The sequence below is a fragment of the Komagataeibacter swingsii genome (assembly GCF_003207895.1).
Lineage (GTDB): Bacteria > Pseudomonadota > Alphaproteobacteria > Acetobacterales > Acetobacteraceae > Komagataeibacter > Komagataeibacter swingsii.
Window position 1 is genome coordinate 103,760 of sequence record NZ_NKUB01000003.1, and the last position, 12,173, is coordinate 115,932.

Annotated in this window: 11 protein-coding genes and 1 tRNA gene; 5 read left to right on the top strand and 7 right to left on the bottom strand. The window is 64.7% G+C overall.

Annotation, left to right across the window (positions count from 1 at the left end; genetic code table 11):
* Window positions 1-64 precede the first annotated feature (64 nt).
* The 3 genes from pgmG to CFR76_RS03925 all read right to left on the bottom strand — a co-directional run bounded on the left by pgmG (window position 65) and on the right by CFR76_RS03925 (window position 2,868).
* Entirely contained in the window at window positions 65-1,474 is a 1,410-nt protein-coding gene (gene pgmG, locus CFR76_RS03915; protein WP_110555940.1) for a phosphoglucomutase/phosphomannomutase PgmG, read from the bottom strand.
* Window positions 1,471-2,340 carry a UTP--glucose-1-phosphate uridylyltransferase GalU gene (gene galU / locus CFR76_RS03920; protein WP_110555941.1) on the bottom strand — a complete coding sequence of 290 codons (870 nt, stop codon included), beginning with the start codon at window positions 2,338-2,340 and terminating at the stop codon, window positions 1,471-1,473. Before galU ends, pgmG begins: the two co-directional genes overlap by 4 nt.
* 442 nt (window positions 2,341-2,782) lie before the next feature.
* Window positions 2,783-2,868 (bottom strand) — tRNA-Leu (locus CFR76_RS03925).
* A 60-nt stretch (window positions 2,869-2,928) separates the two neighbouring features.
* Between CFR76_RS03925 and lipB the strand changes: the two genes are divergently transcribed.
* A complete protein-coding gene (gene lipB / locus CFR76_RS03930; RefSeq protein WP_110555942.1) occupies window positions 2,929-3,621 on the top strand; it encodes a lipoyl(octanoyl) transferase LipB in 693 nt (230 codons plus the stop codon).
* Window positions 3,622-3,642: 21 nt separating this feature from the next.
* Here lipB and CFR76_RS03935 read toward each other — a convergent pair whose 3' ends face one another.
* Complete coding sequence (locus CFR76_RS03935; RefSeq protein WP_110555943.1) at window positions 3,643-4,266, bottom strand: LolA family protein; 624 nt, start codon at window positions 4,264-4,266, stop codon at window positions 3,643-3,645.
* A complete protein-coding gene (locus tag CFR76_RS03940) occupies window positions 4,263-4,577 on the bottom strand; it encodes a BolA family protein (RefSeq protein ID WP_110555944.1) in 315 nt (104 codons plus the stop codon). The genes CFR76_RS03935 and CFR76_RS03940 overlap by 4 nt, the downstream gene beginning before the upstream one ends.
* Window positions 4,578-4,656: 79 nt before the next feature.
* Between CFR76_RS03940 and CFR76_RS03945 the strand changes: the two genes are divergently transcribed.
* The 3 genes from CFR76_RS03945 to CFR76_RS03955 all read left to right on the top strand — a co-directional run bounded on the left by CFR76_RS03945 (window position 4,657) and on the right by CFR76_RS03955 (window position 8,382).
* Window positions 4,657-5,286, top strand: coding sequence for a J domain-containing protein (locus CFR76_RS03945; RefSeq protein WP_110555945.1), 630 nt, complete (start codon window positions 4,657-4,659; stop codon window positions 5,284-5,286).
* 156 nt (window positions 5,287-5,442) lie between these two features.
* Window positions 5,443-6,468, top strand: a complete 1,026-nt coding sequence (cobS, locus tag CFR76_RS03950) for a cobaltochelatase subunit CobS (RefSeq protein ID WP_110555946.1) — start codon at window positions 5,443-5,445, stop codon at window positions 6,466-6,468.
* Between the two features lie 18 nt (window positions 6,469-6,486).
* Complete coding sequence (locus CFR76_RS03955; protein ID WP_110555947.1) at window positions 6,487-8,382, top strand: cobaltochelatase CobT-related protein; 1,896 nt, start codon at window positions 6,487-6,489, stop codon at window positions 8,380-8,382.
* Between the two features lie 152 nt (window positions 8,383-8,534).
* Here CFR76_RS03955 and CFR76_RS03960 read toward each other — a convergent pair whose 3' ends face one another.
* Window positions 8,535-9,968 (bottom strand): pyridoxal phosphate-dependent decarboxylase family protein, encoded by a 1,434-nt coding sequence (locus CFR76_RS03960; protein WP_110555948.1) that lies wholly within the window; start codon window positions 9,966-9,968, stop codon window positions 8,535-8,537.
* A gap of 97 nt (window positions 9,969-10,065) precedes the next feature.
* Window positions 10,066-11,022, bottom strand: coding sequence for a bile acid:sodium symporter family protein (locus CFR76_RS03965; protein WP_110555949.1), 957 nt, complete (start codon window positions 11,020-11,022; stop codon window positions 10,066-10,068).
* 89 nt (window positions 11,023-11,111) lie between these two features.
* Here CFR76_RS03965 and CFR76_RS03970 point away from each other — a divergent pair, with 89 nt between their 5' ends.
* On the top strand, window positions 11,112-12,044 hold the full coding sequence (locus CFR76_RS03970; RefSeq protein ID WP_110555950.1) for a hypothetical protein: 933 nt from the start codon (window positions 11,112-11,114) through the stop codon (window positions 12,042-12,044).
* Window positions 12,045-12,173: the final 129 nt, after the last annotated feature.

Consider the following 12,173-nt stretch of genomic DNA (forward strand, 5'->3'; position numbering starts at 1 on the left):
AAAAGCTTCGGGAAACGTCGCTGTGTTGGAAAAGACCACACCCAGAAACTTTTATTCTTTTTTATCAATGGGCCGTGGCCTGCCCCGAAAAATCGGGCAGCGCCACGCCAGACAGCGCCAGTTGCGCCGAAAGGGCAGCCTTCAGCCGGTCCAGCGCCGCCTGTGTCGCCCCCTCTGCCCGCGCGACAAGGGCCGCCTGCGTGTTGGAGGCCCGCAGCAGCCACCACCCATCCGGCGTGGTGACGCGCACGCCATCGATATCGCGGACAGTGGCCCCCGCCTGCGCCAGCCGGGCGGCGACTTCCGTAATCACGTCGAATTTGCGCGTATCGGGACAGGCAAAGCGTAGTTCGGGGGTGGAAACGGTGGCGGGCAGCGCGCGTCGCGTGGCAGACAGGGGGCCATCCAGCCGGGATGCCACATCCAGCAGCCGAAGGGCTGCATAAAGCGCGTCGTCAAACCCGTACCACCTGTCGGCAAAGAAGAAGTGGCCCGACATCTCACCCGCCAGCAACGCGCCGGTCTCCGCCATCCTGTCCTTCATCTGCGAATGGCCGGATTTCCACATGTCGGGCCGCCCGCCTGCCCTGCCGATTTCATCAAACACCACCTGGCTGGCCTTGATGTCGGCTATGATGGTGGCGCCGGGCCGGGTGCGCAGCATATCACGGGCAAGGATGAGCAGGAGCTGGTCCGCCCACACGATCGCGCCGGTATCATCCACCACCCCAAGGCGGTCCGCATCCCCGTCAAAGGCGATGCCAAGATCGGCCCCGTCGTGGCGGACGGCCGCAATCAGCTGCCGCAGGTTCGCGGGTATGGTGGGATCGGGGTGATGGGCGGGAAAACGGCCGTCAATCGCGCCGTTCAGCACGCGGTGGCGTCCCGGCAGGTGTTTGACCAGCAGCGACACGACATCGCCTGCGGCCCCGTTGCCGCAATCCCATACGACATTCAGCGCGCGGGTATCATTTTCGCGGCCGCGAAGCAGCCGGTCGATATAGGCGGCCTTTACATCCACCATCCGCGTGGTGCCGGATGCCTGCGCCACGACAGTGCCCGTGGCGGCCATCTGCCCCAGCATTGCGATCTGGGGGCCAAAGAACGGCCTGTTGGCCAGCACGATCTTGAAACCGTTATGGTCAGGCGGGTTATGGCTGCCCGTGACCATGACCGCCCCGTCCGCGTTCAGGTCGGCGGAGGCGAAATACAGCATGGGCGTCGGTCCGCACCCAATGCGCACCACGTCCATGCCGGACGCCATGGCCCCCTCGACCAGGGCGCGCTCAAGGGCGGGGGATGACAGGCGTCCGTCATATCCGATGACGACAGTCCTGCCGCCCTCACCGGCCACGACGCTTGCGAACGTGCGGCCGATGGCATAGGCGTCTTCAGGTCCCAATGTCTTGCCGACCGTCCCGCGGATATCATATTCCCGCAGGCTGGTCGGATCAAAACGGTGCCTGAAAATCACTTGTACTTCGTCAGGAATTCACGCACGCCGGGGGCCAGTTCCTCACGCTCCAGCGCGAAGGCGATCTGGGCTTCCAGGAAGCCGATCTTGCTGCCGCAGTCAAAGCGCTTGCCTTCGTAGCGATAGCCATGGAACGGCACGTGGCCGATGGTCTTGGCCATGGCGTCGGTCAGCTGCACTTCGCCGCCCGCGCCCTTTTCCAGCTTGGCCAGATGCTTCAGTACGTCGGCGGTCAGCACGTAGCGGCCGATCACGGACAGGGTGGAGGGCGCATCCTTCGGGTCGGGCTTTTCAACCAGGCCCTTGACCTCGACGGTCTTGCCGTCGTCCTTGCCGATATCCACGATGCCGTAGCTGCCGGTCTGCTCACGCGGGACTTCGGTCACGGCCAGCACGTTGCCGCCGGTCTTGTTGTAGACTTCAACCAGCTGGCCGATGCACGACTTCTTGCTCTGCACCACGTCATCGGGCAGCAGGATGGCGAACGGGTCGTTGCCAATGAACTCACGCGCGCACCAGATGGCGTGGCCAAGGCCCAGCGGCTCCTGCTGGCGCACGGACAGCATGGAACCCGGGGTGACGCGGGTGGCTTCCAGCGCCTTCAGCGCGGAGGTCTTCTTGCGGGCCTTCAGCGTGTCTTCCAGCTCGTAGGCGATATCGAAATAGTCGATGAGCGAATCCTTGCCCCGGCTGGACACGAGGCAGAATTCCTCGATCCCGGCTTCGCGTGCCTCATCGATTGCATACTGGATCAGCGGACGGTCAACGACAGTCAGCATTTCCTTGGGCACGCACTTGGTGGCGGGCAGAAAGCGCGTTCCAAGGCCGGCAACCGGCAATACGGCTTTTTTAAGGGGCTTAATCACTAATGTTTACCTCAAGATGCATGACAGGAACAGGCAATACCGTGTGATGCCCATTTTCATAATGAAAACAGGTGGCGGGGCGTTGCCAGATGGCAATGATGTAGCGTGCCTTATCAGGACCAGACATGATTTAAATCACGATTCTTCCCTCATGCCAGCCTGTGGCATCGGTACGACACGTTTTGTAATCACCCACGCATGGCATCGGGTTGCCAGGATGTCCATATCCCCTGAGGTCAATAGCGGTTTTTTGTGCGGAAATATTATGACTTTTTTATGACATGTCGTGTACCGGCCCATGCCGTGCATGCATGACATACGCGCATATATGGTCGCGCCACGCATCGCGGCGACAGGACCCGGCGGGCCACAAGCGCGCATGGGCAAAGGATGCCCTGCCCTGGTGGGGCGTGACCCGTTTTCATCGATTTCAGGAAAAAACTGGTGCGGCCAAGAAGACTCGAACTTCCACGGGGTTTCCCCCACAAGCACCTCAAGCTTGCGCGTCTACCATTCCGCCATGGCCGCAACGTGACAACGATGATCGACTGGGCGATACCGTCATGACGATGAAGGGGCGTATAACCGATGGAAGGCGCGCGGGCAATGACTGAAAACGAGTTTTTATGGAACAGGGCGCCAAATCCGGTTCCCTACCCCACGGCACTAGCGGAAATGGAGGCCCAGGCACGGGGCATCCGCGCCGGCACGCGGCCCGAACGGGTGTGGCTGCTGGAACATCCCCCCACCTATACCGCCGGGACATCGGCCAGGGATTCGGACCTGTTCAACCCGCGTGGCTACCCCACCTACCCCGCCGGGCGTGGCGGGCAGTGGACGTATCACGGGCCGGGGCAGCGCGTGGCCTACGCCATGCTGGACCTGACCCGGCCGCACGGCATGGCGCCGCCGCGCGACCTGCGCGCCTATGTCCACACGCTGGAGGAATGGATCATCCGCACGCTGCGCCATTTCGGTGTGGAGGGGGAACGCCGCGCGGACCGCATTGGTGTATGGGTGGTCGATCCCGCCACGGGGCGCGAGGAAAAGGTCGCGGCCATTGGCGTGCGCGTCTCACGCTGGGTCAGTTGGCACGGGATCGCGATCAATGTTGCCCCGGACCTTGGTGATTTTGGCGGAATCGTGCCCTGCGGCATCAGCGAATACGGCGTCACCAGCCTGAAGAAGCTGGGCCGGGATGTCAGCATGGATGAAATCGACGCGGCCCTCGCGGCCACGTGGCCGGAGTGCTTCGGCCCGATTCCCGGCGTGCGGGCATGAGCCTGCGCGCCGGGTACACGCCTAATTGCTGGCCGACAGGGTAAACATCGCGTCAGGCCATTTCTGGCCGCTGACGGTGGTGTCGGTCAGGTCGAGGCGGATGTGCTGGCGTTCCACGTCCGTCATCTCGATCACCAGCAGCGACAGCTTCCCCGCGATATCGGAAAAGCCAAGCGTCAGGATTCCCTGTGATTCGCTGTCACGCCGCGCCAGCGAGACCTGCAGGCTGTTCTGCCCGTGCTGCACCGCCGTGACCGCGATCAGTCCCGACAGGTGAACGGGCTGGTCCAGCAGCAGCCCGAGCGGCTGGTGGCCCAGTGACATGCGGGTAACCGATTCGCGGCGGTGGTCGACAAACAGCAGATGCCCGTCCTGCGCGACCAGCTTCATCGATCCCGGCGTTTCGTAATCCAGCCGCAGGCGGCCCGGGTCGTAATGCATCACGCCCTGCCCCTTCCCGCCATCGGGCCAGGTCTGCGCGAAATTGGCCAGCAACCCGTCAGAGGTATTGAGATAGGCCTCGACACGGGCAATGTCCGCCTGCTGGTCGGGCTGTTGCACGGGGGCGCCCGCGCAGGCGGCCAGCAGCGTCAGCAGGCCGCCCATCATCAGCCGCCGCGTGGCGAAGGGAAAGGCGGGTTTCATGCCGCGTCCATCCGCGCCTGCTCATCAGGCGTGCGCAGCACGAGTGAGAGCGCATGCATGCCGCCCGCGAATTCCCCCGCCAGCAGGTCATGCACCATGCGCGAGCGCTGCACGCGGCCCACACCCGCGAACGCGGGGCTGACAATCAGCACGTTATAGTGGCTTTCACCCGCCTGCACGCCGTTATCCCGTACATGGACGTGGTGGGCGTGGCGGGCGCTGTCATCGTGTATGCGCAGTTCCACGGGGGCGAGATGTTCGCGTATGATGCGTTCGATCCGTCCGGCCCGGCCGGTTGCTTGCTGTTCCATTGGCGGCTCCATGATAGCGGGATCATTCATTGCACAGCTTCGCTCTTGCACGAAGCATGAACAGGCGCACATAACGACAATGATGAAGAGAAGGAACACCCGGCACCGCGCCTTTGACCCCGAACCCGATGCGCCGGACCGCTGCTGTGACATGCATGGCTGCGACCAGCCTGCGGGTTACCGCGCCCCGCGTTCGCGCGATGCGCTGAACAGCTATTTCTGGTTCTGCCTGCAGCATGTGCGCGAGTACAACGCGAACTGGGATTTCTATCGCGGCATGACCCCCGGCCAGATCGAGGCGCATATCCGTGCCGACACGTCATGGAACCGGCCGTCATGGAAGCTGGGACAGGGCGGCGCCGCCCATGTCTTCAGCGAGGAGGAGGTGCTTGACCCGCTGGACCTGCTGAAGGGGGCGGCAAAGGCCCGCGCGCGCCGCCGCGCACGGGCGCGGCAGGAAGAAGACCGCCGGGCGGAAGCGCCACAGGCGCTGAAATACCCGCTGGGCGTGCTGGACCTTGGCTGGCCGGTGTCGATGGTCGAACTCAAGGCCCGGTACAAGGACCTTGCCCGCCAGCACCATCCCGACGCCAATGGCGGCGACCGCAAGGCGGAAGAACGGTTCAAGGGCATCAACATCGCCTATGCCACCGTGCGCGCCCACCTGGCCACCACCACCCGGCAGGACGACATGGCCCGCAGCGCATGACGGGCGCATCCACCGTTTTCGGGCAGGCGATCGCATGCGCGCCGAAACCCGGCACTGGTCGATCGTTACAGCCGGACCTATACTTACGGCCTGACATGCCGCCCTGCGCTGCCTTGGCGGGCCAAAACATATGAAGCGACGGACGAGAAAAAGCAGATGAACGAACCCGCAGACCTGATCACCGCCGCAGCGGACGCCAACGGTACGCCGCTTCCCGACATCTCGGCCGTGTCCGCCCCCGACCTGCAGGTTTCGGCGCGCGACGTGTTCGGTATCGACAGCGACATGAAGGTACCCGCCTTCTCGGTCCGCACCGACCACGTGCCCGACATCGACCCGTCCTACAAATTCGACCATGACACCACGCTGGCCATCCTGGCGGGGTTTGCGTTCAACCGCCGCGTCATGGTCCAGGGCTATCACGGCACGGGCAAGTCGTCCCATATCGAACAGGTGGCGGCACGGCTGAACTGGCCCAGCGTGCGCATCAACCTCGACAGCCACATCTCGCGCATCGACCTGATCGGCAAGGACGCGATCGTGCTGAAGGACGGCCAGCAGATCACCGAATTCCGCGAGGGCCTGCTGCCATGGGGCCTGCAGCACCCGTGCGCGCTGGTGTTTGACGAATACGATGCCGGCCGCCCCGACGTGATGTTCGTGATCCAGCGCGTGCTGGAAATCGAGGGCCACCTGACGCTGCTGGACCAGAACCGGGTCATCCGCCCGCATCCCTTCTTCCGCCTGTTCGCCACCGCCAACACGGTGGGCCTGGGCGATACGACGGGCCTGTACCACGGCACGCAGCAGATCAACCAGGGCCAGATGGACCGCTGGAATATCGTGACCACCCTGAACTACCTGCCGCATGCGCAGGAAACGGCCATCGTGATGGCCAAGATGGGCATCGACCCCAAAAAGGACGAGGCCGGGCGCAAGCGGGTGGAAAGCATGGTGGCGCTGGCGGACCTGACACGCTCGGGCTTCATCGCGGGGGATATCTCCACCGTCATGTCGCCGCGCACGGTCATAAGCTGGGCCGAGAACTTCCGTATCTTCAACGATCTTGCCTTTGCGTTCCGCGTTACCTTCCTCAACAAGTGCGACGAGGCGGAGCGCCCGACGGTGGCGGAATATTACCAGCGCTGCTTCAACGCCAGTCCGCTGGCGCCCAGGGGCTGATGACAGGGCAGGCAAGGCATGCGTGAGAACCGGAAAAAACCCCCTACCCCACAGGCCGAGCAGGAAGCCCGCCAGGCCGAGGGCTTCAAGCGCGCGACGGTTGGCGCCGTGCGCGCGCTGGGCGGTCAGGCGCAGGCCGAGGTCTCGTTCCTCAATGGCCCGGTGCCGTCGGGGGCTTCGGTTACCGGCACGCATGTCCGCCTGCCCCACCCGTCACGGCGGATGACGGAGGCCGAAGTGACCCGCATGCGGGGCGCGGCCGATGCCGCCGCCCTGCGCCTGCGCCATCATGACGTGGCGCTGCACGACAGCGCCAGCCCGCCCCCGGGCGAGGCGCGTGAAGTCTATGACGTGCTGGAACAGGCACGGGTCGAAAGCCTTGGCGCGCGGCATATGGCCGGGGTTGCGGCCAACCTTGACGCCCGCCTGGCGCAGGAATGCACCGATATGGGGCTGGACCGCCTGCCCAGCCATACGAAACTGCCGACCCCGGTTGCCCTCGGGCTGCTGGCGCGCGCGCGCATGTCGGGCCGCCCGGTGCCCGCTTCCATGCGTGACCTCATGAAGGCTTGGTCCGACAGCCTGCCGCCTGCCGCCCTGCGCGCGTTGGATGAAATGGTGACGCGGCAGGACAGCCAGCGCGATTTCGCGCAGGCCGCGCGCAGGCTGCTCATGGCCTGTGACCTGATGCAGCAGGACACCACGCCGGACGAAGTGGCCGATGATGGCACGTCCGAAGCGGAAGCCGCCAGTAGCGAAAACGAGGAAGAGACCGACGACACCACGCCCGAGCCACAGGACGAAGGGCCGGAGGAAGACGACAATTCCCTGCCCATGCAGATGTCGCAGGGCACGGGCGCTGGTGATGAAGACCCCGATGACGGCGAACAGGGCGGGTCGGCCAGCGGGTCGGAAGAAGCCGGCGGCCCCGGTGAGAACGAGGCGGAGGCGGCTGAATCCTCCCCCACCTATCACCCCTTCACCACCGTGTATGACGAGGAAACAGCCGCCGAGGACCTGTGCGACGCGGAGGAACTGTTCCGCCTGCGCCAGACGCTGGACCAGCAGCTTGTCAGCATGCAGGGCGTGGTGTCCAAGCTGGCCAACCGCCTGCAGCGCAAGCTTATGGCGCAGCAGACGCGCGCGTGGGAATTCGACCTTGAGGAAGGGATGCTGGATGCGGGCCGCCTGTCGCGCATCGTGGTCAATCCCATGCTGTCCCTGTCGTACAAGCGCGAACGCGATACCGATTTCCGCGATACGGTCGTCACCCTGCTGATCGACAATTCGGGGTCCATGCGTGGGCGGCCGATTTCGGTGGCCGCCATGTGTGGCGACATCCTGGCCCGCACGCTGGAACGCTGCGCGGTGAAGGTGGAGGTGCTGGGCTTCACCACCCGCGCGTGGAAGGGCGGCCGCAGCCGCGAGCTGTGGATACAGGAGGGCAAGCCCGAAAATCCGGGTCGGCTGAACGACCTGCGCCACATCATCTACAAGGCCGCCGACGTGCCGTGGCGGCGCGCGCGGCGCAACCTTGGCCTGATGCTGCGTGAAGGACTGCTGAAGGAAAACATTGATGGCGAGGCCCTGCTGTGGGCGCAGCGGCGCCTGGCCGCGCGGCCCGAAGGCAGGCGCATCCTGATGGTGATTTCCGATGGCGCGCCGGTGGATGACAGCACGCTGTCGGCCAATCCGGGGTCGTATCTGGAAAACCACCTGCGCGAAGTCATCGCGCATATCGAAACGCGCACCAGCACCGAACTGCTGGCCATCGGCATCGGCCATGACGTGACGCGCTATTACCGCCGCGCCGTGACCATCACTGACCCCGAGGAACTGGGCGGTACCATGATGAAGAAACTGTCCGAACTGTTTGAGGAAGAAGCCGCGCGCGGCCGCAGGCGCGGCGGCTGAGTCCCCTGCCCCGCCCCGGTTGTATGGCGGGGCTTTTTCAAGTCAGCCTGCAAAACACCCTGAAAATTAAAGAAGTTTTTGGTGAAGCTTTTTTCAAAAAGCTTCAGGAAACGCCGCCTTTTTGGAAAAAAGACGGCGCCCAAAAACTTTTATTAACCTGCCGTCAGCCGGCGGTCCGCAAGCTCCAGCAGCGCATCCAGCATGCGGTCCACATCCGCATTGGTGGTGCGGTGGTTGACGATGGCCGCGCGTATGGCCTTGTGCCCGTTGATGACGGTGGTCGAAGGGGCCGCGATCCCGCTTTCATGCAGGTCCTTCACCACCTCCCCATTGAAATGGTCCAGGTCGGCCACCGGCGCGATGATGCGGAAGCACACGATGTTCAGCGTAACCGGGGCCAGCAGTTGCAGGCGTGGATTGGTTTCCACCCGGTCCGCTAGATGCCGGGCGATGGCGCAGCAGTTGGCGATCATGTTCCCCATGCCATCCGCGCCATAGGTTCCCAGCGTCATCCAGACCTTCAGCGCGCGGAACCCGCGTGACAGGTCAGGCCCAAGGTCGCAGTACCATGGCGCGTTGGTGGCAAGGCCCCGGTCCTCGCGCGCAAGGTAGGCGCGTGACTGGGCGAAGGCTGCAGCCTGCGCGCCGGGACGGCGGACAAGGATGCAGCCCGCGTCGTACTGCACCTGCGCCCATTTATGGAAATCAAAGGCCACGCTATCGGCGCGCTCCAGCCCCCGCAGGCCGGGCCGCAACGTATCGGACAGCATGGCCAGCGCGCCAAACGCGCCATCGACATGGAACCAGATATCTTCCCGCGCCGCGATATCGGCCAGCGTATTCAGGTCATCAATCGCCCCGGTATCCACCGTACCCGCTGTGCCGATCACCATGAACGGTTCCAGCCCCGCCGCGCGGTCGCGGGCGATGGCGCGTTCCAGTTCGGGCATGATCATGCGGTTGTCCGGCCCTACCGGGATCACGCGCAGGGCGTCGGTGCCCAGCCCCGTCAGGTCGAACGCGCGCGCGATGCAGCCATGGGCGGTGGCGGCGGCATAGCCCACCAGCCGGCGCGTGCCCACGCCACGTGCGCGCATCTCCAGGCCATCTGGCACGGCGCGGCTGGCGGTGATGACGGCAATCATGTTCGCCATGGACGACCCGGTGACCAGAAGCCCGGTGGTGGTGCCGGGAAAGCCGCACATCTCGGCGGCCCAGCGGATGATCTCGCGCTCGACCTCGATCGGGGCATGGTCCCGGCCGCCGCAATTCGCGTTCAGCCCGCCCACCAGCAGTTCCGACAGCATGCCGACCGCCGTGCCGCCCCCATGCACCCAGCCCATGAAGCCGGGATGCACGTTGCCGGTGGAATAGGGTTCGACCAGTTCGCGGAAACGGGCGTACAGGTCTTCCGGCGGGGTGGGGCCATGCGGCAGGCCGGTCCGCAACCGCGCGCGCAGGGCCTCGGGCATGGGCTGCCAGACCGGGCGGTCACGCAGGGTGGACAGGCGGTCGATCATGTCATCCACCATCTGGTGGCCAAGGGCGCGCAGCCCATCCCAGTTGTCCGGATCCAGTCCTGTCATCTCTCTCCACCATTCATGCGGTTGCAGGGCCAATATGGCCTGTCTGGCGTGCCTACATACCGGGCCGTACGGATATGCGCGAGGGGGAATGACCCGCTCAGTCCCCGTCCCCGCGCGCGCCCATGCGCCGGGCCAGCGTCGCGCATGCGAAAAGCTGGACCTGATGGTAGATCATCAGCGGCAGGACAATTAGCCCGACATCATCAGGCGAAAACAGCACGCTGGCGATCGGCACCCCCGATGCCAGTGATTTCTTGGACCCGCAGAACACGATGGCGATCCGGTCCCCACGGGGAAAGCGGCCCAGCCATCCCGTCAGCAGGGTCAGCCCCAGCACGATCGCCAGCAGCCCCGCGTCCACCACGCCCACGCGGCCAAGCTGCAATGGTGGCAGGCGATGCCACAGCCCCTGGGTCACGGCTTCGCTGAAGGCGGTATAGACTACGATGAGGATCGATCCCCGGTCGGAAAAGGACAGCAGTTTCTTATGCCGGTGCGCCCATTCCCCGATCCATGGCTGGGCCACCTGCCCCGCGATGAAGGGCACCAGCAGTTGCAGCACGATGGGCATGATCCCCCCGCCACTGCTGCCGGCGTGCCGGCCGAATACGATGCCGACCAGAAGCGGGGCCAGGAAAATGCCCAGTATGTTGGACAGCGTGGCCGAACAGATGGCGGCGGCCACGTTCCCCCGCGCGATGGAGGTGAACGCGATGGATGACTGCACCGTTGACGGCAGGCAGCACAGGAACAGGACGCCCGTCCACATGGATGCATCCAGCATGCCCGGCAGCACCGCGTGCAGTGCCATGCCCAGCAGGGGAAACATGACGAACGTGCATGACAGGATGGCAAGATGGATTCGCCACCCCAGCATCCCCTCCATCACCGCGCGGCGCGACAGGCGGGCGCCCTGCAGGAAGAACATGTTCGCGATCATGATGATGGCAAGGATATTGAATACCCTGGCCCCCACCCCGTGGCAGGGCAGCACGCTTGCCAGCGCCACGGTGGCCAGCAAGCAAGCCAGGAAGGAATCAATCCGGCGCAGCATGGGCCAATGAGTACAAATGTTTCATCATGGCGGTGGGCATATCATACCCGATTGCATCAGGCGCGTAATCACGCCAACTTGTGCCGCAAATGAAGAAATTACTCATCACCACCGCCCTCGCGGCCCTGTCCTGCATCGGGTCGGCCGGGGCCTCGGCCCTTCCCGGCACGTGTGGCCATGTACAGGTGGCCAGCAGCCAGCCCCGTGGCGACAGCACGCTGGCCGGTCATGGCTATGACCTGGCGCTGGCAGGGGGCGCGGACCAGACGTTTCATGCCACCGACATTGCAGCCAGCGGCACCGGGCTTGGTCCGCAGGCGCTGCGCGATATGGAGGACGTGGCCTCCCTCGTCATGCTGGCGACGCTGACGGGCCATCATTCCCAGGGCTGCGCGCAGGATTATTTCATCTCCGCCGCCACCCCCATCATGGACGGGCTGCGCGCGGGCCGCAGCTATGACCTGACATGGCAGGGCGGCGTACTGACCAATGGGGGGACAAAACTGTCCTTCCGCCGGGCGCACCTGCATCTGGCTGGTGCCAAAAGCGACAGCGCCCCGGCCACGCTGACATTGGACACACAGGGCATCGGCATAACCGGCACGCATAATACGCTACTGGCCAGCGCATTGCCGCAGCAGGCCACGGCCAATGCCTCGGTACCCAGTGATTCGCTGGTGCCGCTGGCCGCCGCCATAGCCGGCCACCCGCCGGAAAACGTACGCGTGCCCCTGCATGTCGCATCGCTGAACGCGCAGCGCGGGACCATGCAGATCACGGGCAATGGCGACGCCAACCTGACCGGCAATACCGATGCGTCATCCGCCACAGGCCACATACAGGTGCAGAACCTTGACGCCGTGATCGAGACCCTGCGCAATGCGGGGCAGACGCGGGCCAGCGCGGCGCTGATCCTGGCCAAGCTGTTCGGCCACAAGGCGGCAGCCGGTGGTACGTCATGGGATGTAAGCTGGGAAGGCGGCGTGATGACCGTCAACCACATTCCCCTGCCCATCCGTTGATACGCGCGCGGAAGTAATCGAAGTTTCCGGGTGCCGCCTTTTTCAAAAAGCTTCACCAAGAACTTCCATAATATTTCACGCGCTTCCATGCCCGGACCCGGCACCGTACAGCGCAGGATACGGATATTT

Coding starts and splice junctions, on each gene's coding strand:
- lipB (WP_110555942.1), top strand. CDS start 2,929: ATGGAAGGCGCGCGGGCAATGACTGAAAACGAGTTTTTATGGAACAGG.
- CFR76_RS03935 (WP_110555943.1), bottom strand. CDS start 4,266: ATGAAACCCGCCTTTCCCTTCGCCACGCGGCGGCTGATGATGGGCGGC.
- CFR76_RS03940 (WP_110555944.1), bottom strand. CDS start 4,577: ATGGAACAGCAAGCAACCGGCCGGGCCGGACGGATCGAACGCATCATA.
- CFR76_RS03945 (WP_110555945.1), top strand. CDS start 4,657: ATGATGAAGAGAAGGAACACCCGGCACCGCGCCTTTGACCCCGAACCC.
- cobS (WP_110555946.1), top strand. CDS start 5,443: ATGAACGAACCCGCAGACCTGATCACCGCCGCAGCGGACGCCAACGGT.
- CFR76_RS03955 (WP_110555947.1), top strand. CDS start 6,487: ATGCGTGAGAACCGGAAAAAACCCCCTACCCCACAGGCCGAGCAGGAA.
- CFR76_RS03960 (WP_110555948.1), bottom strand. CDS start 9,968: ATGACAGGACTGGATCCGGACAACTGGGATGGGCTGCGCGCCCTTGGC.
- CFR76_RS03965 (WP_110555949.1), bottom strand. CDS start 11,022: ATGCTGCGCCGGATTGATTCCTTCCTGGCTTGCTTGCTGGCCACCGTG.
- CFR76_RS03970 (WP_110555950.1), top strand. CDS start 11,112: ATGAAGAAATTACTCATCACCACCGCCCTCGCGGCCCTGTCCTGCATC.